General features: G+C 50.5%; 22 protein-coding genes. 12 read left to right on the top strand and 10 right to left on the bottom strand.

What is annotated here, in order from left to right; genetic code table 11:
• The first annotated feature begins 147 nt into the window (after positions 1-147).
• Positions 148-1,212, top strand: a complete 1,065-nt coding sequence (locus B2X65_RS16645) for a hypothetical protein (protein ID WP_290614540.1) — start codon at positions 148-150, stop codon at positions 1,210-1,212.
• Here B2X65_RS16645 and B2X65_RS16640 read toward each other — a convergent pair.
• Together B2X65_RS16640 and B2X65_RS16635 are read right to left on the bottom strand one after the other, a co-directional pair.
• Entirely contained in the window at positions 1,181-2,122 is a 942-nt protein-coding gene (locus B2X65_RS16640; protein WP_290614538.1) for a hypothetical protein, read from the bottom strand. The two genes, B2X65_RS16645 and B2X65_RS16640, sit on opposite strands and share 32 nt — an antisense overlap.
• Positions 2,123-2,755 carry a choice-of-anchor H family protein gene (locus B2X65_RS16635; RefSeq protein ID WP_290614536.1) on the bottom strand — a complete coding sequence of 211 codons (633 nt, stop codon included), beginning with the start codon at positions 2,753-2,755 and terminating at the stop codon, positions 2,123-2,125.
• Between the two features lie 85 nt (positions 2,756-2,840).
• On the opposite strand from B2X65_RS16635, the gene B2X65_RS16630 reads away from it, so the two are divergent.
• The gene (locus B2X65_RS16630; RefSeq protein ID WP_290614534.1) at positions 2,841-3,701 is read left to right on the top strand and encodes an RluA family pseudouridine synthase; all 861 of its coding nucleotides are present in this window, start codon (positions 2,841-2,843) and stop codon (positions 3,699-3,701) included.
• Here the strand turns inward: B2X65_RS16630 and B2X65_RS16625 are convergent.
• Positions 3,654-5,744 (bottom strand): hypothetical protein, encoded by a 2,091-nt coding sequence (locus B2X65_RS16625; RefSeq protein WP_290614532.1) that lies wholly within the window; start codon positions 5,742-5,744, stop codon positions 3,654-3,656. The genes B2X65_RS16630 and B2X65_RS16625 overlap by 48 nt on opposite strands.
• 55 nt (positions 5,745-5,799) lie before the next feature.
• Positions 5,800-6,747 carry a D-2-hydroxyacid dehydrogenase gene (locus tag B2X65_RS16620; protein WP_290614530.1) on the bottom strand — a complete coding sequence of 316 codons (948 nt, stop codon included), beginning with the start codon at positions 6,745-6,747 and terminating at the stop codon, positions 5,800-5,802.
• 51 nt (positions 6,748-6,798) lie between these two features.
• Here B2X65_RS16620 and B2X65_RS16615 point away from each other — a divergent pair, with 51 nt between their 5' ends.
• Positions 6,799-7,041 (top strand): DUF2798 domain-containing protein, encoded by a 243-nt coding sequence (locus tag B2X65_RS16615; RefSeq protein ID WP_290614528.1) that lies wholly within the window; start codon positions 6,799-6,801, stop codon positions 7,039-7,041.
• Here the strand turns inward: B2X65_RS16615 and B2X65_RS16610 are convergent.
• From B2X65_RS16610 to B2X65_RS16595, 4 genes are read right to left on the bottom strand one after another with little or no spacing between them, the layout of a single operon-like run.
• Entirely contained in the window at positions 7,028-7,450 is a 423-nt protein-coding gene (locus tag B2X65_RS16610; RefSeq protein WP_290614526.1) for a group I truncated hemoglobin, read from the bottom strand. The genes B2X65_RS16615 and B2X65_RS16610 overlap by 14 nt on opposite strands.
• A complete protein-coding gene (locus B2X65_RS16605; RefSeq protein WP_290614524.1) occupies positions 7,444-8,274 on the bottom strand; it encodes a DUF3034 family protein in 831 nt (276 codons plus the stop codon). The genes B2X65_RS16610 and B2X65_RS16605 overlap by 7 nt, the downstream gene beginning before the upstream one ends.
• Positions 8,271-10,586, bottom strand: coding sequence for a putative bifunctional diguanylate cyclase/phosphodiesterase (locus B2X65_RS16600; RefSeq protein ID WP_290614522.1), 2,316 nt, complete (start codon positions 10,584-10,586; stop codon positions 8,271-8,273). Before B2X65_RS16600 ends, B2X65_RS16605 begins: the two co-directional genes overlap by 4 nt.
• Positions 10,587-10,593: 7 nt before the next feature.
• Positions 10,594-11,235 carry a methylamine utilization protein gene (locus B2X65_RS16595; RefSeq protein ID WP_290614520.1) on the bottom strand — a complete coding sequence of 214 codons (642 nt, stop codon included), beginning with the start codon at positions 11,233-11,235 and terminating at the stop codon, positions 10,594-10,596.
• Between the two features lie 205 nt (positions 11,236-11,440).
• On the opposite strand from B2X65_RS16595, the gene B2X65_RS16590 reads away from it, so the two are divergent.
• The 3 genes from B2X65_RS16590 to B2X65_RS16580 all read left to right on the top strand — a co-directional run bounded on the left by B2X65_RS16590 (position 11,441) and on the right by B2X65_RS16580 (position 14,059).
• Positions 11,441-12,370, top strand: a complete 930-nt coding sequence (locus B2X65_RS16590) for an ABC transporter ATP-binding protein (protein WP_290614517.1) — start codon at positions 11,441-11,443, stop codon at positions 12,368-12,370.
• Positions 12,367-13,563 carry an ABC transporter permease gene (locus B2X65_RS16585; RefSeq protein WP_290614515.1) on the top strand — a complete coding sequence of 399 codons (1,197 nt, stop codon included), beginning with the start codon at positions 12,367-12,369 and terminating at the stop codon, positions 13,561-13,563. The genes B2X65_RS16590 and B2X65_RS16585 overlap by 4 nt, the downstream gene beginning before the upstream one ends.
• A 154-nt stretch (positions 13,564-13,717) precedes the next feature.
• Entirely contained in the window at positions 13,718-14,059 is a 342-nt protein-coding gene (locus B2X65_RS16580; RefSeq protein WP_290614513.1) for a hypothetical protein, read from the top strand.
• Positions 14,060-14,105: 46 nt separating this feature from the next.
• On the opposite strand, the gene B2X65_RS16575 is transcribed toward B2X65_RS16580, so the two are convergent.
• Positions 14,106-14,579, bottom strand: coding sequence for a TerB family tellurite resistance protein (locus B2X65_RS16575; protein WP_290614511.1), 474 nt, complete (start codon positions 14,577-14,579; stop codon positions 14,106-14,108).
• 113 nt (positions 14,580-14,692) lie between these two features.
• Between B2X65_RS16575 and B2X65_RS16570 the strand changes: the two genes are divergently transcribed.
• The 3 genes from B2X65_RS16570 to B2X65_RS16560 all read left to right on the top strand — a co-directional run bounded on the left by B2X65_RS16570 (position 14,693) and on the right by B2X65_RS16560 (position 19,926).
• A complete protein-coding gene (locus B2X65_RS16570) occupies positions 14,693-15,514 on the top strand; it encodes a zinc-dependent peptidase (protein WP_290614510.1) in 822 nt (273 codons plus the stop codon).
• 76 nt (positions 15,515-15,590) lie between these two features.
• Entirely contained in the window at positions 15,591-16,691 is a 1,101-nt protein-coding gene (locus B2X65_RS16565; RefSeq protein WP_290614509.1) for an efflux RND transporter periplasmic adaptor subunit, read from the top strand.
• An 85-nt stretch (positions 16,692-16,776) separates the two neighbouring features.
• Entirely contained in the window at positions 16,777-19,926 is a 3,150-nt protein-coding gene (locus B2X65_RS16560; RefSeq protein ID WP_290614508.1) for an efflux RND transporter permease subunit, read from the top strand.
• Between the two features lie 18 nt (positions 19,927-19,944).
• On the opposite strand, the gene B2X65_RS16555 is transcribed toward B2X65_RS16560, so the two are convergent.
• Positions 19,945-20,127 (bottom strand): hypothetical protein, encoded by a 183-nt coding sequence (locus tag B2X65_RS16555; protein ID WP_290614507.1) that lies wholly within the window; start codon positions 20,125-20,127, stop codon positions 19,945-19,947.
• Positions 20,128-20,248: 121 nt separating this feature from the next.
• Between B2X65_RS16555 and B2X65_RS16550 the strand changes: the two genes are divergently transcribed.
• The 3 genes from B2X65_RS16550 (at position 20,249) to B2X65_RS16540 (ending at position 23,970) form a co-directional block, all read left to right on the top strand.
• Entirely contained in the window at positions 20,249-22,486 is a 2,238-nt protein-coding gene (locus tag B2X65_RS16550; protein ID WP_290614506.1) for an exonuclease domain-containing protein, read from the top strand.
• Positions 22,487-22,573: 87 nt separating this feature from the next.
• Positions 22,574-23,626, top strand: coding sequence for a hypothetical protein (locus tag B2X65_RS16545; protein ID WP_290614504.1), 1,053 nt, complete (start codon positions 22,574-22,576; stop codon positions 23,624-23,626).
• Complete coding sequence (locus B2X65_RS16540; protein WP_290614503.1) at positions 23,626-23,970, top strand: hypothetical protein; 345 nt, start codon at positions 23,626-23,628, stop codon at positions 23,968-23,970. Before B2X65_RS16545 ends, B2X65_RS16540 begins: the two co-directional genes overlap by 1 nt.
• Positions 23,971-23,972: the final 2 nt, after the last annotated feature.

Genomic DNA, 23,972 nt, shown 5'->3' with positions numbered 1-23,972 from the left:
TTTGCTGAGGCAAATTTATAATCGGAAGCTCAGCCCAACAATTACAAAATATGGCGGCGGAAAAAAAGCCCCGCCATGGTTTGCATATCAATAGAAATAGTCTAGGATTTGCCAAACCAAAAAAATAGCGCAATGCAAAGGAGTTGCATGTCCAGCCCAGCCTATGCTGTTTATCGCAGAACTGTCAGATTTTCTTTAGTTGTTATTGCCGCGCTCAGTTTCAGCGTGGCATTTGTCCAGTTTCTGTTGCAATTTAATACCAGCTTGCAACAAAACCGCCAACAACTCCAAATGTTTGCCCAGCAGATGGATGCTCAGGTTGAGCCGGTTTTGCAATTTTCTCAGGCGGTTAATGCCAGGGGGACAGTGGGGATGCAGATGGCGGTGACAGACAGCACTCAATTACCTTTATTGTCACTTACCACTCTCGATATTGTGTTTCATGATCTTTACCCTGAAAATCAGCAGGTGAGTCCTGAGCTGCAAATGCTACTGCAGCTGCAACCTTATTTTGATATTGCGCCGGCCAGCATTACGCCACTGAAAAGTTTGTTTTACATTTCAGAACAAGGCTTTGCTTATAACGGTCAATCCAAATGGTCTGACTACGTGGTTGAACACCTCGTTCAGTGGTTGCAGCGTTATCAGCGTTCTGAAAACGGTTATGACCGCAACCCGGTTTTTTACAAAGATTTTATCCTTGAACAAGCTGCTATGAGTGTACCGTTTTATGTCAATGAACGTAAAATTGGCCGCTTTGTTTTCGCGTTGGAATTGGCGCCATTGCTGGCGAACCTGGAAAAGAATAACCCTGATCGCTACTTTCTGCTGCTGGACCAGGCGGGCAATGTCATTGCCAGCTCAACGTATATCAACGGTGATAACCTGGAGCAGTATCAATTGCAAATTCAGCGACTGACTGGCATCCCATGGTCGCTGGCGCTGATTGATAAACGCGGCTCGTTATTTTATGCGGGTATTGGTCGGTTTATCTTACACTGGCTAAGCTATGCCGGGGTATTGCTGGCACTGGCCTGGTTACTGGCAAGACGTTATAAACGGAAAATAATGGGTCCGTTGCAGCGCTTATCAACGCATATTGACAGAATACAGAATGGGCAGGCCGGTGTGCGGCGCGTTCCCGACGGTTGGCAGGATTTATTCGCAAGAGTCAGTCAACTCAAAGCAGACGATAAGCAAGAAACTGATTAAGGACATAAACTTTTTGGATCTTTGACAGCTGACCCGGTGGCAATGGCTCAGTAGCCGACGGATCAACCACCAGATAAACCGTGCCCTGCAACGTGACGGTCAGGTCATCTGGGCCTGAGGGCACTGCCAGCGCCAATAGCGTACGTTCAGGTAAGTATAAAATGGCTAACTGCACGTTCGGTATACTGCTGCGAAGCAGGGTGGCAAGCAATACCGTTTTGCTGGCACTGTCACCCTGATGTTGCCTCAGTACCTGCAGTGGTGGAGCGAAAGTGCCACCGTATTGCCGCTGCTCTGCCGGATGCTCCGGAATAAGCTGAACCCAGGTTAGTAAACCGGTTATCAGCTGCTGCTGATCAGCCGCGCCAAGCTGCCCGACCACGGTTTGCGCTAAACCGGCCATATCGGCCAGGCTTTGCTGAATTATTGCAGGGTGATCAACCGTGATTAACTGCCGGTTGTCGGCAAGCAACAGCAGTTGATAACCCATACGCTCTACATACTGCTGCTGAAATTGCTGACTGAACTGCTGCAGCTTTTGCTGTAACTGCTCTGTCTCGGCCATTGTCGCTTGTGACAATGTTGCCGTAGCCGCATAGTGCACGGTAAAGTTCTGCCAGTCGCCGCCGGGGCCTGGTGTCAGCCGGTAAGGCCCTGCCTGATTCGCCTGAAGTTGCAGTTCACGCCATAACTGTTGCTGCATCCTGTGTGGCACATAGGTCTGTACCATATTACCGTTATGCTGTATGCGGCCAGGGTCGAGCGAAAACTGTAACCGAATATCCTGCTCCAGCGCCTGGAACTGATAACGGAAAATACGCTGATTATTTTCCACACTCTGCTGCATACGCAGGGGTTGCGCTTGCAGCAGCAACGGCAGCAGCAGAAAACATAAATAGCCTGTTCGCAATTAGTCCCGCTTTATTCGTCTGAAAAACACTAAGCATAACCCCAACATTAACACCACGCCAGTGGAGCCAGCGGATACCTCAACGCTGCTGCTGGTCTGGATCCGGTCGCGCTGATAATCTTCCAGAGCCAGGGCATCCAACGCGCTCAGATCGTAACCCGATGCTTCCGCTAATAAATAGCCAGTATTGGCATCGAAGAGCCGGATGGTGAGCAGGTAAAAATTCGTTGGGTAGTGGTGTTCCAAATCCGTTTCTATACCCAGCCAGTCGTTACTACTCTGGCTGAACAATTCAAATACTGAACTGGTGTAATAAATTCTCTCATTGCCATAATCGGGCGTCAGGCTCAGCTCAGCGAACACCTGGCGATAGGCGTAGTCTGTATCCGCATCAAATTCAACATACAGCTGCTGAAAGTAACCGTTATAGTTGTCGTCCCGGGCTAGGCTGATATCAATACTGTGAAACCAGACATCAGACTGAAAGCTCTGGTTAACGGCTGAACCTTGTGCTTTGCTAATTTGCATTGCACCTTGCTGCGCACTTCTTACTTCATTGCTAATGCTGTCTGCCAGGCTTAGTAAGGGGACTAATAGCAATAAACCGGCTGCTGTTTTCAGTAGGGTTTTCATAAGCAGATCTCCTTTATATTTGTTACTATTACAGCCTAATGCGCTGAATTTCAGCTGAACTTGTGAGTAAAGGAAGAGTAAAGAGATGAAGTTGTCACGCCGGATTGACGTGCAGGCAGCAGGCCAGGCGATTACCATACTCGCGGCGGCGATACCGGAACTTCCTAAAGGCCGGCTGAAAGATGCGATGAGTAAAGGCGCAGTGCAATTGCTGACTAAGCCGGCAAAACGGCTGCGTAGATCACAGTATGCATTAAAGGCTGGTCAGGTGCTGCAATTACACTATGATGCCGATATTCTTAGCCGAAGCTGCCCGCCCGCCAGGCTTATTGCCGATTATCGTGGCTATAGTATCTGGTTTAAACCCGCAGGGATGTTGTCACAAGGCAACGAATGGGGCGACCATCTAAGCTTGTTGCGATTTGCAGAACAACATTTTGGTAACCGGCCGGTGTTTCTATTGCACCGGCTCGATCGTGAAGCCAGTGGTTTGGTGCTGGTTGCTCATACCAAAGCCGCGGCAACCGCGTTTGGTAAACTGATTGCTGGCCAGCAGCTGACTAAAACTTATCTTGTTCAGGTAAAGGGCCAGCTGAGTCCTGCCTTACTGGCCGGGGCAGAAATCAGTATGCCACTGGATGGCAAGGCCTGCTTAACCCGGTTTGTGCTGCGTTGTTACGACGCTGCGACCGACACCAGTTGGTTAGAAATTGATTTAATCAGTGGTCGGAAACATCAAATCCGGCGCCATTTCGCAGCAGTCGACCATCCGGTGATGGGCGATCCGCGATATGGCGAGGGTAACAAAAATCAAAGTGGTTTGGCGCTACAGGCAATTGCCATTGCCTTTATGTGTCCGTTGCAGCACCATCAGCGGGCAATCGCGCTTAGCAGCGAGTTACAACTCGCCGGTTTGAGCGGGCTCAGGCAGCAGCGCCCGACTTAAGTTAGCGGGCAGGACTTCATTGTTAAGGGTAAGTGTTAAAGCGCCCAGTTGCAGTGCATTTATCATATCCAGCCTTAGATTACTGCTATGCCATTCACAGGGGCGGGGTTGCTTTGCAGTGAGTTCGAGTTGCCAACTATGCGATGTGTCGTCTGCAATACTCGCCAGTTTCCAGCTGAGCCAGAACGCTTCACGCAGCGCTGTCAGCTCATGCGCCTGCCAACGCGGCCCGAGTAGCTGCGACACCTCAAGTTGTAACCGAACCAGATGGCCTGCTGTGGCCAGAGCGGGTAACGCCTGTTGCAGGTCCGCTTCAAGCTGCCTGGCAAAACAGGCTGCCTCTCTGGGGCTTGATCGGTAGCCAAGCCATAGCACATCACTGTTGATACAGCAGCCGCTAAGCTGTGAAATGTTCAGGTTGCGTAACAATGTCTGTAGCGGCTGACGCAGTGCTTCTTCGCCCAGATCCAGCTTCAGTTGCTGGCTGGCGGGTAGCGCAATAGCCAGTAACTGTAACGGTTGCTTACTGCGGCCGTCATATTGCAGCCGCTCACAAAACCGACTCCAGTTGTGAGACAGTAAAAAGGCCAATTGTACCGATTTAGTCTGGTTATGGCGGCTTCGCTGGCGCCAATGCATCAAGCCACAACCGATAAGCAACACTATTGATAGCGCTAACGCTATTTGCCAGTACCGGAGGGTCTGGCGCAGGCTCTGTTGCTGCATTAGCTGAACTGCTTGGTTGTCGTGCTGAGTATTGCTTTGGTTTAACTGAGTTTTCAGCTCATTAAGTTTTTCTGCGGTCGTTGTTGTCAGCTCGGTAAATTGTAGCTTACTGGCTTGTTGATGTAACAAAAACGCTTGCTGCCAGTCTTGCTGATGTTCCGCCAGTTGCGCCCGCAAGGTGTAATAGCGGGCTTGCAGGTAGTTGGCGGCGCCAGCCATGTCGGGGCTAAGCTCAGCAATAATTTGTTCTGTCTGCTCAAATTGTTGCTGCATCAGGGCTAACTCTGCTAACGCCAGCGCACTTTCCTGCACATACGTCTGAGCGCCTATTTGCCGGAACTGTTGCAATGCCGCGTTGTAATATTTAGCTGCTTGCAAGTTGTCGCCGCGCAACCTGCTGGCGCGGCCCAGACTTTGTTTGACGATAGCGGTGCGCATTACATTTTTAATTTGCTCGCTAATGGTAAGCGCTTCCAGCAAGTATTGTTCGGCCAGTGTTATGCCTTCAGCAGATTCAAGGTGGCTTTCAGCCATATAGACCAGGGTATAGCTGTAACTGGATAAGTCGTTAAGACGTTGATAAAGGTTGGCGGCGTGCTGCATATGCTCCAGCGCCAGAGTATGTTCTTCAATTTTACGATAGGCCATGCCCAGCCGGAAATGAATTGAGGCGCGGGCATCGCTATCATCCAGTGAGTCGGCCAGAACCAGTGCTTGCTTTAAATGCTGATGCGCCTGGCCAAACTGGTTATTTTGCAGTGCCAACCTGCCAAGCATAATCCGGGCAGCCATTTCTTTACGACGATCTTGCAAGCCGAGCGCTAAACTCAGGCTCTGGCTGGCAAACGCTTCTGCCTGAATTAAGTCGCCCAGTTGATTATGGGCCTGAGCAAAATTGGTCAACACTTCGCTGTAGAGTTGTCGCGCGGTAATATCCGTGCTGGTGCGCAATAGAGCGTCCGCTTGCTGTAAATAACTGATGGCATGGCGGGTGTCACGAAATAAAATACCATACACTTTTGCCCGAAGCAGGGCCACGTGCGCTCGCTGCTGATCGCTGTCGGCTAATGTTTCAGCCTGCTCTAAGGCCGCAATGGCGGCATCTTTGTTGCTAGCGCTAAGGTATGCCTGCGCCAGCACCAGCCAGTCGCCGTAAAGACGTTGTTGCGTGTTGGTCAGTTGCTCGGTAATTACCTGTTCATAATTTTCTGAAGCCAACCGTAAGCGTTCAGCCAGCTCGGTTGCCAGGGCCTTTTCACTGAATAACAGGCTGCCAGCTAACACAGAGCACAGCAGCAAAGCACTGCAAATTCGCATATTTTAGGATCAACTTATTTTTTGCAGCCAGTGTAGCCCGAAAGTAGCGGCCAGGCTATAGCTGACGCAGCGAGTGGCCTGCCAAAAATGCGGCGATGTTATCACGCAGCTGTCCGCTCATTCTGCGGCGCGCTTCAGGGGTTGCCCAGCCAATGTGAGGGGTAATTAACAAATTTGGTCTGGCGTGTTGTAACAGTATGTGGCTGGCCGCAGGAGGTTCAGTGCTCAGGACGTCAAGACCCGCTGAGAGCCTGCCGGTTTTCAGCTCATTTAACAAGGCGGCTTCGTCTATTAAGTCGCCGCGAGCTGTGTTGATAACCATGGCCCCATTTGGCAGCAGGGCCAGCGTTTCACGGTTAAGGAGGTGTAAGGTGTCTTTATTAAGGGGACAATGTAACGACAGTACATCTGCCTGGCGCAGTGCCTCATCAAAGCTAACTCTGCCTTCACGGCACTCTCGTGCGCCTGCATGTTCGCTAATCAGCACCCGCATGCCAAAAGCGGCGGCAAGCCCGGCGGTTGCCTGCCCCAGGGCGCCATAGCCAACTACAACAAAACATTTGCCATCAAGCTCGGTCAGCGGGTGACTATGCAAGCAAAAATGTGAGCTCTGGCTCCACTCACCCCTGGCCAGAGTTTGCTGATAATTGCTTATTTGATTGGTTAGCCCCAGTAATAGCGCTATGGCATGCTGGGGCACTGTGGTATTGGCGTAGCCTCTGACATGACATACTTTTATGCCCAGCTGTGCGGCAGCGCTAAGGTCGATATTGTTAACTCCGGTAGCCGCAACACAAATAAGCTTTAGCTGGGGTAGCGCCTGCAATATGCTCTGGTTTAAGACTACCTTGTTAACAATGGCAATATCTGCGTCTGCCAGACGCTCTGCCACCTGTTGCGGTGCGGTGCTGTCGAAACATTGTAGCTGACACTTTGGTAACTGCAACACACTTAAATCGGTATCGCCCATCGAGCCGGCATCCAGAAATACAATATGTGTCATGCAAACCTCTAATCATTTGGTTATCATACGCACTGGTATGAGGGAGGGGTTATGTTTCCTGTAAAATTTCAAGCTGGGATTTTTGCGTTTATTATGTCCGGATTTATGGCGTTCCTGATGTCAGGCATTCTGACATTTATTAATCTGGGATGGTTTAGTGGTTTTGTCGGTGCCTGGATGCATGCCTACATGTACGCTCATGCCTGCGCATTTCCATTGGTATTTTTATTTGCGCCAATAAGCCGGCAGCTTACCGCCTTACTGGTAAAATCACCTGGGATCAGCGGTAACTGATATCTTTATACATGGGTGCCAGCAATGCCAGCAACGCGTTCTGATCTGCGATGCTAACTTGCTGACGTTGCATCACTTTTATCAAGCCTTCGACCAGCGCATCATAATCTGCCAGGCTAATGTTAAAGCCAGTGTGGCTTTCCTGCATGGTGCTGCCACTGTACTGACAAGGGCCACCGCTCAGATCGCATAACTGCTCCGCCAGCATCGCCCTAAAGCGGCTAATGTCCGTGTCGGCGAAATGATGGACAATTCTGTCATCGTGCTCAATTTCGAATAATAAACCGTCAACAATAGCGTTGATACCCTCGTCCGCACCGAGGCGCTGATATAATACTGGCTGAGGTGCTGTGCTGCAGCCAAGCAGCAGGACCAGGCAAAGACTAACCAACGTAACTGTTTTTACCATGTTGCCTCCAGCGCCAGATAGTAACCTGTTTGCGAACCCTGGCCGGCAATGTGGCCAAGGTCAACATAAGCACCGGTAACACTGACATTTTTATTGATAAACCAGGCGACAAAAATATCGCGCCAGTGCTGTTCTGCGGCAAAAGCCAGTTTATCCGGTTTTTGTTTGTACTCCATGCCAATGGCCAGATTGTAATTCAGTAGCACCGCGGCTGAACCTTCAAACAGAAACTCATAATGGTTGTCGGTAGCGCTACCAAAACCGAGCAGGCCGGTCTGGTTCGCTTTGGTGGCACGCAGGGTGCCGTTTAACAGCAGATTTCGGCCCGCTACCTGATGAAACAGCACCTTGCTGGCGGCCAGGTAAAAGTCTGTGCCGCTGGCACTGGTGGCCCCGACTGCGGCTGGCAGAGCGAAATCCAGGTTTCGTTTGTGCTGAATACCCAGGCTGATTTGCGGCATGGCGGTGTACAGTAATTCGCCAGCCAAGTGGTATTTTACTGAAAATATATCCTGTGACAGACTGCCGCCAATCGATTCCAGGGCAAACCGCTGACGGGCATAAGAAAACTCCCAGCGATTATCCAGGCTCAAGGCAATACCCGCGCTGTTCAGACTGAAATCGTTGACCCCAACCCTGCCGCCAAAGGCCGTTACTCCCCACTCATCACTGCTGGCGTAGCCGTTGATTACTGCCCACGGCACAATGCCACCGCCGGCGTTACCCTCAATAGTGGTTACCCCGCCAGTAGCAATAATTTTGCTGCCAGCGACAGCAATAGCTGGCCAGCAGCACAGCATAAATAAGATTAACCGATAGCTCATTCAGTTACCTCTGTAGGGGAGGTGGTGGTAGCAGCAAAGTGAGTAAGCCACTGGCTGAAATCAGCAGTTGCAAGGGGTTTGCTGAAAAAATAACCCTGTACTGTGTCGCAACCGGCATCGTGCAGAAAGCTCAAACCTGCCTGGTTTTCAAGCCCTTCTGCAGTCACTTTGAAACCCAGACCATGCGCCAGTTTCACCGTGGCATTAACAATTAAGGCGTCATTGGTATTTGTTTCTATATCTTTAACAAAGGCGCGGTCAATCTTAATTTCGTTTACCGGCAGTTGTTTTAAGTACGCCAGCGATGACTGGCCGGTGCCAAAATCATCAATGGCCAGATTAATCGCCATCTCCTTTAACTTGTTTAAGTTAGCAATGACTTTGCTGGTATCCTGCATCACGGCGCTTTCTGTTACTTCGAGCGCGAGCGCGCTTGCAGGCACGTGATATTGCTCAAGCAAGCCACGTATTTGCTCCGGCAGGTTCTGATCCAGCAAATCGGCTGCAGAAAGGTTCACCGCTACCCGGAGCGTGGGATAATCCTGCTGCCAGCTCGCCAGCTGCTTAACAACAGTTTGCAGCATCCATTGGGTTATCAGACTGATATTGCCCGAATGCTCAGCGGTGGCAATAAATTCAACGGGGGAAATAAACCCTAATTGCGGGTGCTGCCAGCGGATTAATGCCTCAGCACTGTGACACTGCCGCGATGCCAACTCTACTTTTGGCTGATACACCACGTATAACTGGCCACTCGACAGCGCGGAAGGTAAATCGCGAATAATGGTAAGCTCACGCTGATGGGTTTCGTCCTGACCACTTTGATAAAAAGCAATACCACCACCCGCCTGGCTGGCATTTTCCTGAGCTAAATCGACCCGGCGCAACGCTTCACTGGCTGAACCCTGGCCCGGTTGAAAGGGGTAAATACCAATCGCAATTTTTAAATTAATTAACGAGTCCTGAATATTATAAGCAGGCTGCAGGCTGTTATATAAATCGACTAACTGCTGCTCCGTCAGGCTCTTTTCAAACAACATCAGAAACTCATCACCATTTAATCGTGCACAAAAGGCTGGTGCTGGCTGGTGATGTCCTAAACGCTGCGCCAGCAGCTGCAGCAAAATATCGCCATTCGCCAGCCCCAGGGTATCGTTTATATGTTTAAACTGAATAATATTAAGTTGCAATAAGGTACCCTGGCGGGACTGCAGAATGTCAGGCAGACGTTGCTCTACGGCATGGCGGTTTAATAGTCCGGTCAGGGCGTCGTGTTCGGCTTGCTGGCGCAGCTGTAATTCCCTGGCAGCAATGCTGTGCTGCATGCTGACCAGTGTGCTGGTTAATACACCAATCTCATCCTGACTGATCGCCGGTGCCACTGTTGTCTTGCCCTGACCGATAGCCTTGGCAAATGCGCTTAACTGACTCAGCGGCTTACTGATACTTCGGGCAAATAAAAATGCGGCAATCAAACCGAGAAGCAAACCAAATGCAAAAATTTCTACCAGTTGCTGGCGCAACTGCTGATAGCTGGCTAACCAGCGGTCATCGGCCATGTGCAACAGGGCCCAAAGCCGCTGTTCGTCATCCAGCGCTTTACCACGGGTAATAAAACTAAAATCGGCCGCAAATTGCGTGGCATCGGCTGCCTGCATAATCTCTGTCAATTTGCCGGATAACTGTTGTTGAGAGGGTGCTGATAGTGTGCTGGTCAGTGTCGGGTTGGCATTATCATCTAATTGAATAAAGCTGATCTCTAAGCCGGTAATGCCTTTAATTTGTTCCGCCAGCGGCACATCAATTAGAAAGCCCATTCCAACCCAGGCGATAACCACGGGGGCTCGCACCGGCACCAGAACCATTTGGAAAGCCTGACCATCAATCAACAGTATCTCGGTCACGGCACTGCTGCCAAGAGTAACGGGGCGTAACTGCGCTATATCAATTGCATCCAGGCTGGCACTGCTGGCCAGTAATTCGCCCCGGGGGTTTAATAATAAGGCAAGTTGTGCGTTTATCCGGCTGCCATGGTTTTGCAGAACGGAGTCAATAGTGGCTTGTTCTGCAGTAGCAATTGCCTGGCGAAAACCAAAGTCGGCAGCCAGTAAACTGACGCTGTTGCTAAGCTGGGCAGCACGGTTATCCAGTGCTTGCTGAAAAACCTTGCTGGCAACTTCCAGCGACAATTCCGCCTGCTGTATTGAACTGGCCCGCATCGATTTCAGCGTGGCGTAACCGGTAACCAGCATCAGAACACTGAGCAAAATCACCAGTAAACTAATCCATTTGCTGCGCAGCGATTTAAACATAGAGAATTTACCTGGTGCCAAAGCCACGTTGTGGCGCCTGAGGCTTTTGCTGTGTCAGGTCAATAGCAAGCACGACAGAAGCGGCTTGCTCCGGCATTAGCACTTTCAATGTGCTGGGCTGTTGCTCTGCCAGTTGCCATGGATGCCAGACATACAGTTGATACTCGCCAGGAGCAATATCTGGCCAGTGTAGCTGGCCCGCTTCGTTGCTGACGGCCACCAGATCACTTTCACTAATATAAATATATGCCTGCATATAGTCATGAATATTGCAGCCGAGCGCGACAATGCCAGGCGTATCAAAAGTAATCGGCTTTTCCGGTTTGTCAGCATATAACTTAATTTCAAATTGTTTGGCTGGCGAAAAAGAGTAAACATGATGGCGGGTTTTATCCAGATTAGGAAACTCCACAATGCTGCCCGCCGGCACTGCGCTAACAAAAGGAACAAAGGTTAATTGCTGCTGCGCAACCTGGATCCGCTGTGGCGCAATTTGCGCACTACTTTGCGAGCGCAGCTCAACCACGGCGTCGGCCAGCGGCTGTTGCTGCTGGTTACTAATGCTAATCGTTAAACTGGCCGCGCTAAGCTGGCTGGAGAATAGCGACAAAGCGACAATAAGTCCGCTGGCGATTAAAGCTAACTTCATAATACCCGCACGCTTTTTAAAGGTTGTGAATAACCATAGCAAGGTCTGGGCTTAGCGACAATTAGAATCGTCATTAGCCACCGATATAGTTAAACAGGTGATAAAGCATCAACAACCGCTTACATATTTACTAACAATTTGTGGTTAGCTGGTTAAAGTGCAGCGGTGTTAGATTAGGGCAGAGCGAGTAAGAAGTGAGCAGGTTATGCAGTTAAGTGTTAGCACGATCAGTAAAGACTATGGCGACATCGCCGCAGTGCGTAAGGTCAGTTTCCAGATAAATTCCGGTGATATTTTTGCCTTGCTGGGTCCTAATGGCGCCGGTAAGTCTTCTATTATCCGCATGTTGGTTGGCATGACCCGGCCCGACAGTGGCACTATTCAGGTCAGTCATCAAAACGAGGTCTACGACCACGTACCGCGCCGCTTGCTCGGTTATTTACCGGAAGACCGTGGTTTGTATCCGGATAAAAGTATCGAGAAGAACCTGTTGTACCTGGCGCAGTTGCATGGCCTGAGCAAACAAAAAGCCCTGCAGGAAATGGCCCACTGGCTGGAGGTGTTCGACCTGTCAGATCGTCGTGACGAAGAGTTAAAGCAGTTGTCCAAGGGCAATCAGCAAAAAGTGCAGCTGATTGCTGCTGTACTGCATCAGCCGGCGCTGGTCATTCTGGACGAGCCGTTCTCCGGCCTTGATCCGATTAATCAGGAAAAAGTGGTGGGCTTTCTTAAAGCGTTAAAATCCCGCGGCATGACGGTGATTTTAAGTGCGCACCAGATGGCGATGGTAGAAAAGCTGGCTGATCATATGTTGCTGATGGCCAGAGGCTCGGTGATTCTGGCTGGCACCCTGGCGGATATTCAGCAACAGGCTGGGCCGCAGCGCCAGATTGCGATCAGCTGTACAGATGCCGTTGAGGTTGAACAATTACAACAGTGGCTGCCAGGGCTGACTATCGAAGGGCTGAGCGCGAACAAGTTTTTGTTGACGCTAACCGCAGAACAGAGTGTATCTGCCACCTTAAAACGGCTGGTCAACGAGTTAGAGCTGACTCAGGTAGAAATGCAAACCGCAGACTTGCATCAATTGTATTTAATGGCGATGGCGCAGCATCAGCAGAGGGATCCGGCATGATTTCAAAACAAAGTGTCATTGTTGCCAAATGGGAGTTTTTGCGGTTTTTCAAATGGAAGCAACAGTTAATCTCTTACCTACTTATGATGGCAGTAATGGCTGCCGTGGCCTTGTGGAGCTACTTTACCGACGAAAGCCGGAAGGTATACCGGATAGCGGTGCCGGCAGAGTTCAGTATCAGTAATAGCGAACAGTTCCAGTTTCAAAGGCCCACCATTGACTTTGAAGCGCAGTTGGCGCAGCTACAAGCCGATGAGCGCTGGCACGCTGTTGTTACGGTTAATACTACAGATACGGCAGCGCATAAGGTTGAGCTGCATACCCTTGCCGCCAAAAAATGGCAGCAACAACTTGAAACCGAACTTAGTAATTATTTTCGCCAGCAATATGCGACCGAGTTGCAGTTAACCCCGGCACAACTAGAAATGCTGCAGCAACCGGTAAGTGTTGAGTACACTTATCTGGATGAGAACTTTAAAGGCAAAGATACCCCGGAAAAGATGATCGCTCTTGGGGTGCTTATTTTGTTGTTTATTGGCCTAAGCACTGCGTTTGGCCAGGTACTTTTGAGCATTACCGGAGAAAAACAACAACGGGTAACCGAACAGCTTTACGCCATTGTCACCCCACAGCAGTGGATGGATGGCAAAGTGCTGGGCCATAGCTTAAGTGCAATGAAGGCAATGGTGACGTCGGCACTGGTGATGTTATTGGTGTTTATTGTGGTCAGCGTGGTAGTAAGGGACGATGGCATTAACCTGAGTTGGCTAAATTGGGCTGTCCTGGCGTGGTTAGTACCTTTTGCATTGCTGGGAGTGTTGCTAAGCGCCTGTTTTATGGGGGCCATTGCTGCCTCAATTGACGACCCAAACACCAGTGGTAAGGGCGCGGTTATGATGATCACCTGGCTGCCAATGCTGTTTACCTATCTGGTGATAGACAGCCCGACCGGTAGCGCGATGACCATTTTAAGCTGGCTACCGCTAACCTCATTTGCCGCGATGCCAGTAAAAATGGCGATGGTTGACTTACCCTGGTGGCAACCTGCGTTGTCGTTGTTGTTATTAGTGGCTGCAGTAGGGTGGATGCGCCGGGTAGCCGGTCGGATCTTTCTGCGTGGCATGCAAATGTACGGCAAAGAACCGAGCTGGGGCCAGATCGTCGGCTGGGCACTCAGCAACAAGACTGATTAAAGGCAGCGGTTGAACCAATCGACCTTATCTCTGCCTAAAGCGGCAGCAGCGCTGATACCTGATTTTATGTGATGCGCGGTGCTTGCTTCAGCTTACTAGCGGCGACAGCACTTGCGTTTTGCTTTATCATAGCGCCAGTTTTATTGGAGTGGTTATGTTTAATTCTTCTTTTCGTCAGCAGGCTGCGGCCTGGCAGCAGCAATTTGCGCACCGTCAACGTGGTAACGTGCTGCAGCGCATACTTGCCTGGATAGTGCTTGGGATCATGCTGGTGGTCGCCGCCGCTATTTTATTGTTTATGCTGCTGCTCAGCTGGTTGGTTATTCCGATTGTTGTATATCGTTACCGCAAAAAAATGCGGCGTTTTACCGAGGCAGCCCGGCAGCATGCTGAACAACAGCAACAACAGGACGGTCAGCGGCATAACCACTTTGACCGTGCAAGCCGTGACAGTCGGGTAATCGAAGGCGAAGTACTGAATAAAGACGAGAGGTAAGTGCAGGGCAGGCGGGGTTGACACCCCGGACCAGCAGGCCACCAGGTCAGTTAGGTGGCTGTATTGCCAATTTACTTTGAATGTAATCGCTGTGGCGGATAAATAACAAATCAGCAATTTTCCGCAACATTGCTTCCTCATGAGGGTCTAACTCACCATCTGCAAATACCACTTTCCACATTTGGTCCAATAGTGCCAGTCGGTCTTTATAAGGCAAATCCTTTAACTTCGTGGTAAAACCGTGCAGACAAGTCGCATCGCCCGCCTGAGCCAGCGCCGCGGCAAACACCGGTTCGGCTTTGTCAGCTGTTAAGTCAAACTCTTGTTGCAGATACTGCATAACAACATCATGTTCCTGTTGCTCTGAGCTGAAATCGGCATGTGACAATTGCAGCATCAGCACCACAGCAAGATATTGCTGCTCAGTCAGTCCGGCTTCACGCCACTGGTTATGGGTGTTACCACTGCCTTGCCAGTCTGAATTCGATTTTTCCAGCAGATTTTTAAACAAATTAAACATAGATACTCCATCTTGACGGCATGCGTCGCTTGATTTGGATAAGACGCAGCCCCATTCAAACAGTTCAGCGCGTTTTAACAGTTAATGCAAGTACAGGTTAAGGATACCAAAATTTGCCAACCCTGATCGTAATACTGCTTGGCGGCGTGATTATTGCCTTTGTTCTGGGGCAGGAACCGTGGCGGCGCTATCAACGCAACAAAATACAGGCCAGGCCTTTTCCGCAGCAGTGGCGCGCTGTCCTAAAGCAGCGTATGCCTTACTTTAGGGCGTTGCCAGCCGACTTGCAGCTGCAACTTAAAAAACATATTCAGGTTTTTATCGCCGAGAAAAAGTTTATTGGCTGCGAAGGCGTTACAGTTACCGACGAAATGCGGGTCACTATTGCTGCACAGGCGTGCTTATTACTGTTAAACCGGCCCGATTACTATTATCCCAAATTGCGGCAGATTTTAATTTATCCGGCAGCGTTTATCGTGCGGGGGGCGTCGCCAGATGCCGCCGGGGTAGTGCGTGAGCAGCGCCGGGTGCTCAGTGGCGAATCGTGGGGCCAGGGCAAAGTGGTGCTAAGCTGGCAGGATGCCAAAGAAGGGGCGGCTACGCCTGACGATGGTCGCAATGTGGTTATCCATGAGTTTGCCCATCAGCTGGATCAGGAAAAAGGTCTTGCCACCGGCGCGCCACTGCTTAGCCGCAGCAGTGATTATCAGCAGTGGTCAAGTGTGATGCAGCAAGCGTTTGCCCAACTACAACTCGACACGGCCAGTGGCATTCGCGGTTTGCTGGATGGCTACGGTGCCACTAACCCGGCTGAATTTTTTGCCGTTATCTCCGAAGTATTCTTCGAGCAGCCTGAGCAATTACAACAGCATTATCCGGCTTTATATCAGCAATTAAGCCAGTTTTACCGGCTTAACCCGCTAAGTTGGCACTAAAAAGTGATCTAAGGCCAGCTTTACGCCATACTCTTTAGCTTAACAAGCGCACGTCTTATTTAGCAAAGGATGCCTTATGCGAAGTTGGATACTTGCCGCCGTATTTACCGCTGCACTTGCTACGTTAATGCTGCCAATACAGGTTAGCGCGCAGCAACCCGCTGAAAATCAACCCAGGCAAGCTGCACCAGTAAGTGTGGTCACCCCTGAGCAACAAAACATTGGTCAGCAACTTACTCTTAGTGGCACCCTTACTGCACGTCAGCATGCCAGGTTATCAGCCCGTACGGACGGACTGGTTGCCAGCGTAGTGGTAGATGCCGGCGATGAAGTCAATGCAGGCCAGATATTACTGGAGCTGGACCCGGCATTGGCCAGGCAGCAACTGCAGCAGCTGCAGGCGGCCAGCAGGGTTACTGCCACTGAGCTGGCGGAAAGTGCCCGCCTGGTCAGTGAAGCCGAACAATTGTCCGCCAAACAGTTATTTCCGCAAACCGAGCTGGCCTTGCGCCAGGCGACCCAGGCCCGTGCAGAAGCGTTGCATCAGCAGGCGCTGGCGGCACTTGCCCGCCAACAGGAGATAGTGGCGCGCCATACCCTGATTGCGCCGTTTGCCGGTGTTATTGCCAGCCGGCAGACCGACGCCGGGGAGTGGGTTAACCTTGGCACACAAGTGTTAGAGCTGGTGGCGCTAAGCCCGCTGTATTTAGACGTGCAAATGCCACAGGAGTACTTTCAAACCCTGACTCAGTTACAGCAGGTAACGGTGCGCAGCGATATGCAGCCAGAGCAAGAGCTTCGCGCTGATATCCTCGCCAGGGTGCCGGTAATTGATGCCGATGCCCGCAGTTTTCTGGTACGGCTGCAGCTACAGCAACCTGAGGCAGACTGGCAGCTGTTGCCAGGTACGTCAGCCAGCGCCACCTTTAATATGGCCAGCCAGGGCAGCAACAATGTTATCGTGCCCGCCGATGCTGTGCTGCGCCATCCTGATGGCAGCTTTAGTGTGTTTATCGTTAAAGACAACACCGCGTACCGGCGATTGGTGAAACTGGGCCGACGTAGTGGCCAGGGTATTGAAGTCAGCGATGGCCTGGCTACAGGCGAGCAAGTTGTGACTCGGGGTAATGAGAGCTTACGCGATGGCCAGCGGGTTAGCATTGTTCCAAGCCAATAATAGCGCCAAAAGCAACAATAGCATCCAAAGCAACCACAGCTTCCGGAGCAGAACTCACCTTCAGCAGGTAAAGTAAGGAGCAACTATGCTGGCAGCAGGTATTCGTCACGGCACTATTCTGGCCGTCGTGGTACTGATCATCGCGGTGCTGGGTATTGCCGCCGCCATGCGGATACCGGTGCAAATGATCCCTGATCTTGAAGTGCGGACCATAAGTGTGGTGACCGGCTGGCCAGGCGCTACCCCACAGGATGTCGAAAAAGAAATTCTGATTGAACAAGAACGCTACCTGCGCAATTTACCCAACCTGAAACGGATGATTTCGCTGGCCGAAACCGGCTCAGCCACCATTGAATTAGAGTTTCCGTTTGGGGTAGATATTAACGAAGCGCTAATTCAGGTCAGCAATGCGCTGAGTCAGGTTAATGCGTATCCGGAAAATGTCGATCAGCCGCGGCTGTTTAGCAGCTCTTTTTCCAGCAATGCCTTTATGTATTTCAGGTTAATGCCGCTAGCCGGTAACCCGTTGGGGCTGGATATGGATATGGTGCGGGACTACGCCGAAGATTACGTGCGCCCCCGGATGGAGCGGGTGGCTGGGGTATCAGAAATTGGGGTAAGTGGCGGTGCGGCGCGTCAGGTGCAAATTCTGGTTGACCCGGCAAGGCTGGCGCAGCGCGGTGTTAGTATGACTGATGTGCGCCAGGCCATACGTAATCGTAATACTGATGCTTCGGCCGGTGATATTGACAGCGGTAAGCGCCGCTATTTGTTGCGAATGGTCGGCCGGTTTGCTGATTTGAGCGAACTGGAAAACCTGATCATTTTGCAGCGCGGTGACAGTCAGGTTTTGCTAAAAGACATTGCCGAAATAAAACTGGACCACTTTGAAGTTAGGGATTTATCGTATTCAGACGGTGAACGTACCCTCAGTTTGTCGGTAAGGCGGGAAAGTGGCTCTAATGTAATCGATATTAAAAATGCCATGCTGCCGGAAGTTGAACAGATAAATAAAGACATGCTCGAAGCCAATGGCCTGCAGTTAAAACTGGTCAGTGATGATGTGCGCTATGTGCAAAGCTCTATTCGCAATGTCTGGACCAACCTGGGGTTAGGCGCCGTGCTGGCAACCCTGGTGATGTATTTATTTCTGCGATCAAAGCGCGCGACCCTGGTAGCCGTTATCGGAGTGCCCATTTGTACCATTGCCGCGTTTTTAGGCTTATTGCTGTTTAACCGCACCATTAACGTTATTTCACTGGCGGGTATTGCCTTTGCCATCGGTATGACAGTCGATAACACCATCGTGGTGCTGGAAAGCATTGAACAAGCCAGGCGTAGTGGCAAGAAAAGGCTGGAAGCGGCCATTAGCGGGGTGCAGGACGTCTGGCCGGCGGTGCTGGCGTCGACAATGACCACGGTATTGGTGTTTGCGCCTATTTTATTTGTGGAGCAGGAAGCGGGCCAGCTGTATTCCGATATCGCTATTGCTATCGCCTCAGCCATTATTGCCTCAATGCTGGTGGCAGTTTTTGTGGTACCTGCTGCCATTGCCAGACTGGGTTTTGGTTCGGGCTCGGCGTTAACGGCGCAGCAAAACGACCAAGACCAGAGCAGCCCGTTGTTGCGAGGCATTGGCAAGCTTATCAGTAGCAGCAAAAGCCGTTTACTGACATTAGCCATTACCCTGACTTTAACCGTGGGCGCCGGCTGGATATTATTGCCACCTGCCGAGTATTTGCCAGAAGGGGAGGAGCCCAAGGCGTTTTCGCAGATGATTGCACCGCCGGGTTATAATTTATCAGAAATGACCCTGATCGCTGATGAAATCAGGGACATTTTAAATGCTGCGGTCAATGCCGACCCGGAACTATTCTTACAGGGCGAAGCGGTGATACCGTCACTACAATATTACTCGCTTAGCGTGTCGGTTGGGCGAATTTGGGTGTTAAGTGAGCCTACCCGGGATGAAGATATCGACGCCATGATGAATGGCTTAACCACATTGTTCCGCCAGTATCCGGGTATGCGCGCGTTCTCCGCCCGCGGCTCAATTATCTCCAGTAATGACGGCGGTACCCGTGCCGTAGCGCTGGATATTTCCGGACCCGAGCTGGCTAACTTATATCGCACCGCAGAAGCGGCGTATCTGGCCGCCGGGGAGGTGTTCGACAACCCACAGCTTAACTCAGATCCGTCATCGTTATCGCTTGATCAACCGCTTATTGAGATCCGACCGCGCTGGAACCGGCTGGCCGAGCTTGGCTTTAACGCTAACGATTTTGGCTTTGCTGTGGCGGCGCTCAGTGACGGTGCTTTTGTAGATGATTTTTTTATGCTGGATGACAAGGTCGATATTTTCCTGTTCAGCGGCGCGGGCACCAAGCAGTCGTTGCAACAACTGGCTCAGGCCCCGATTTTAACCCCACAGGGTGCTGTATTGCCGTTAAACGCACTGGCCGATTTGGTTGAGGTAGCAGATAGTGCCAGCTTACGTCGGGTAGATGGCAGACGCACGGTCACCCTGTATATTATTCCGCCCAGAGACGTCGCACTGGAAACGGCGGTAGCCCGGGTACAGGACGAGCTGGTACCGCAGCTGCAGCGAAATGGCGACATTGCCTCAGGTGTAAACCTGAGCATTTCAGGTGCCGCCGATCAGTTAGATGCCACTAAAGCGGCGTTGGGAGGCAACTTTGCCATCGCCCTGCTGCTGATTTATTTATTATTGGTGGCAATATTTACCCATTGGGGCTATCCGTTGTTTATTTTGGCAACAGTGCCACTTGGCCTGGCGGGCGGCTTAGTGGGTTTAGCTATTATTAATGGCCTGGGCGATCTGCTGAACATGCTGGGCCTGCCCGGCATCAATCAGCCGTTTGATATGATCACCATGCTGGGCTTTTTAATCTTGCTGGGTACCGTAGTCAACAACCCGATTTTAATTGTGGATCAAAGCCGCAAGAATTTGCAGCAAGCAGATTGCAATGTTATTGAAGCCGTTATTGCCGCAGTGGCTGTCCGCTTGCGGCCGATATTAATGTCCACCACCACCACCATTTTCGGTCTGGCGCCGCTGGTATTTATTCCGGGCGCCGGCACGGAGCTGTATCGGGGGGTGGGCATTATCGTGTTAACCGGCTTATTGTGCTCAACCATTATTGCCCTGACGTTTTTACCGGCGTTACTGGTGACGGTAATGCAGTGGCAGCAACGCCGGCGCGCGAATGCCTGACTAAACAATAAAAAATGCTTAGGACATAAAGAAATGCTTAATCAGCATCGCGCCCAGCATTACCGCCATTAGCGGATAAACCCAGCGCGAGTATTTGCTTAAATCCTGCTCTTCGGTTTTTTTGCCGAATTTTTCCAGTAAGGTAACCAGCACAAACAGGCTGATAAATAATATAACCAGAATGGTCAATAAGTTACCCATATTAATTTATCCTCGGTTGCGGGTTCTGTTAATGGCAGCAGCTTACCATTGGCAATCAGTATTGGCCAATATCCGTTGTAACTTGCTAGAGTAGCGGTAACTTTCAGACACGAGTAAAACAATGGCGCAACCCGAACTGGACAGTGGTTATTATCTGCAGCATTTTAATGAGCTGTTGCAGTTTGTCACTGTGCATTATCAGCCGGTATTAACCACGGCAAGCCAGGCGTTCATCAGCGATTTTACCGCCCTTAGTGAAAGCTGCCAGCAACTTCTGGTGCGTATGCTAAACCGCAAGGGCCTGGTATTTAGTGATGCCGATTTGCAATACCCTGAAATTGGCCCAACCGGGCCGGTGCTGGACGAGTTGGCTGCTGTAGGCTTTATCGCGCCGCTAACTACAGATGATTTAACTGATTTCTGGCTGCGGCTAACCAAAGACACCTTGTGGCAATTAGTGCAACTGGCTAAAAGCCAGTTTTCGGCGGCAGACTGGAAAGCGCAGGTGGCCGATTTAGCCATTAAAAAAAGCCAGACTAAACCGCTGTTACTGGGCGCGGCGTTAAAACTGCCGGTTAACTGGCTGCAAATCATTCAAATACTGCCACAGCGTTATGTTGCGCTGAAACGTCAGGATGCGCTGAACTATTTGTACTTTTTATATTTCGGCCGTATCGAGGCCAATTTATCGGTCTTTACTCTGCGTGATTTAGGGATCCGGCAAAGCGGTCAGTTTAAGCAACAGTTTCAGCCACGCTTTACCGAAGCCAGTCAGGCACAGCTGGCGTATCAGCTGGCCAAAGCCAGGCCGGCAATAGCAGAGCTTAGCAAGCAGTTAAAAAAGCATCCACAGACCGCAAAAACTGAACTGCAAGACTGGTTTGACGAAGTAAATGCCTGGCCTGCTGCTGAAAACGGCGATGCAGATGAAGCCTTACAGTTAAAGTGCAGCGAGCTGTGTTATCAGCTGGGCAAACTGGCTGAGCAGGCAAAGTTGCTTGAACTGGCAATGGGCTTTTATCAATTAAGCAGCGGCTTTCCGGCCAGTGAACGGCTGGTAAGGTTGCTGGTGCAACAACAACAAACCGACCAGGCGCAAGTGCTGTTGCAGCAATTACTGGCCGATCCCAGCTGTGATGAAGAATGGCTGTTTGCCGATGATTTTTACCGGCGTAAGTTTAACCCTGATGGTGGCGGGCAGCGCAGCCGGCTGACTGAATTGCTGTACAATGCGCCACTGGTCGGTATTGATGAGCTCTATCTGGGCAAAGCCGAGCAGGGCTTAATGGCCCATTATGCCGCGCAAGGCTATAGGGTATTTCACTGCGAGAATAACCTGTGGTTGGCGCTATTTGGCCTGTGGTTCTGGCACGAGCTGTTTGAGCACGAGGACAGTGCGCTGCATAACCCGTTTGAGCGCAGGCCCCGCAACCTGAGCAGCGGCGGCTTTTATCAGCAGTTTAAAACCGATATAGAGCACAAGCTTAGCCAGCTGGCCGCACCCGGCGCTGCCAGCCAGCTACTTACCGCATTAACGGCGCACTACGGCAAAGCCAATAGCCTGTTTTATTGGCACAGTGACTTAGCAGAGCAGCTATTACCGTTAATAACTTACTGTGGCTCCGCAAAAGATGGCACGAGTAGCTTGGTACCCATACTGCGCGCCATGGCGCAGGATTTTAAGCGCCAGCGCAGTGGTTACCCCGATTTACTGCTGATTAAAGATCAGCAGCTTCAGTTTATTGAAGTAAAAGCGCCCGGCGATAAAATACAGCGCCATCAGCTGGCCAGGCTTTTAGCCTTGCAACAGGCCGGTTTTAACGCCCGCATTGAAAAGCTGCAGTGGATTATCGACCCCAACCGCATTTATGTGGTGCTGGATGTCGAAACCACCGGCGGCAAAGCAGGCTCAGATCGGGTTATTGAAATAGGCGCAGTCAAAGTGCAGGCCGGTGAAGTGCTCGATACCTTCAGCACCTTAATTAACCCGCAGCGTTATATCCCGTCGTTTATTACCCGGCTAACCGGCATTAACAGCGCCATGGTAAGTAACGCACCAACATTTGCTGATATTGCAGCGAAATTAAGCGATTTTCTGCAAGGTGCGGTATTTGTCGCCCATAATGCCAAATTCGATTACGGCTTTATCCGCGCCGAATTCACCCGGCTACAAATGCCGCTCGATATGCCGCAGCTGTGCACGGTAGTCAATATGCGCCGCTACTATCCGGGCCTGCAATCGTACAGTTTAGGCAAGCTATGCACCGAGTTTGACATCAACCTCACCAACCATCACCGCGCGCTGGACGATGCCACCGCGACGGTCGAATTGTTAAAGATGATTAATGCCAGGCGTTAAATTTAGCGTTGCTTATTTTTTCTTGCAATGATGCAAATTGATAACTAATATTCACCCTTATTTAACAATTTATTTCAAGGATGAATAATGACCATAGAAATCTGCATTACCACCAATCCGGTTACCAGAGAGTTTATTCCTTGTCCGGCTGGTCATACTTTAGATGAGCAGTCAGTACCTGCAGCACCTTTGCTACCCGCTGGTACGCCTTACATTACTAAGGCTGCCAATGATGCCGGTAACGATTCAGATGCTTTACATTTTCTGGAAATGTTAAAACAAATGCCTGCTAGCGATCGCAGAAATATCGCCCGGCTCAATAAAGATTTTGGCACCGAAGTGGTTGATGCCCTGGCCGAGTTTTATCAGTTACAGTTAAAGCCCGCTTTGCAATCGGTAAATAGTTTTACTCAAAATACCGCGATACCCTATGTGAAAAAGGAAATACCGGGATTCGCTGGTGCAGCTGCTACGGCACTCGACTCACGTTTGAAAGGCTTTGCTTTATATATCAAGGATTATCAGCAGGCGTTAGAACAATACCGTGCGGCCTACATCAATAAAGTAAAAGCAGCAGAAAAACGGGCATTGGCAAAAAAGGTTGCGGTGGCTCAGGCAGAGGTGAACAGGCATTTTCAGGGCGAGATTAAGCGTATTATGGCCACTAATGATGCCAAAACCGGCAATCGGGGCACGGTGTGGAGTAATCCGGAGCGAGCAATGGGTTTAGCGCGTGGAAGTAAAACCGATGCAGCGATAAAATTGCAAAGCTACCACAACGTAAAACGCGTTCAGCAATTTCAGCGTGTTGCCAATATTGCGGGCAAGGGGCTTGTTGTTCTTGATGCCGGGCTGCGAGTAAATAAAGTTCAGGATACGTATAATCAAGGCGGCAATTGGCAAAAAGAACTGGCCAGAGAAATGACGGGCTTCGGACTTGGTGTGATTGCAGGATCTATTGTTGGTGGTCAGCTAACCACAACCTTAACGTTAATTCTTATCGCCACGCCGTATGGCTGGGTGATAGCTATTGGTGCTGGATTGATAGCAGGTTTAATATCAGCAAAATTTGTTGACGAAATTGGCAAAGACATTAGTGATGTTTTATGGCATTCCAGCACGGCGATAGGGCTTAAGTGATGCTCAGTCAGTTATTTAGTAATTTACTGCTAGTTGTCATTGTTCTGATATTTAATTTTTTAGCTGCAACCATGTGGTTTGCACGTGTTTCAGTAAAACACATTGATAGACAGCTCGCATTATCAGGTGTTGGTAAGCCGGTATGGGATGGTATTGGTATCAGAATCAGTATTTATGCGCTTGCGATCCTCTCAGAATGGTTTGCCAAAACGCCTTTAATAGCAGGCGCTGAGGTAAGAGCAATTGCCCGCAGGAAAGATTATTACCTTGCACTGTGGTTTGAATTGTCTTTCTTACTCTTTCTTGTTGCAGTATTTGTTATTTATCCATTTATACGTGATTAGTT

The sequence above is a fragment of the Arsukibacterium sp. UBA3155 genome (genome assembly GCA_002364615.1).
Lineage (GTDB): Bacteria > Pseudomonadota > Gammaproteobacteria > Enterobacterales > Alteromonadaceae > Alishewanella.
This window is presented reverse-complemented; position numbering and strand designations above follow the sequence as displayed.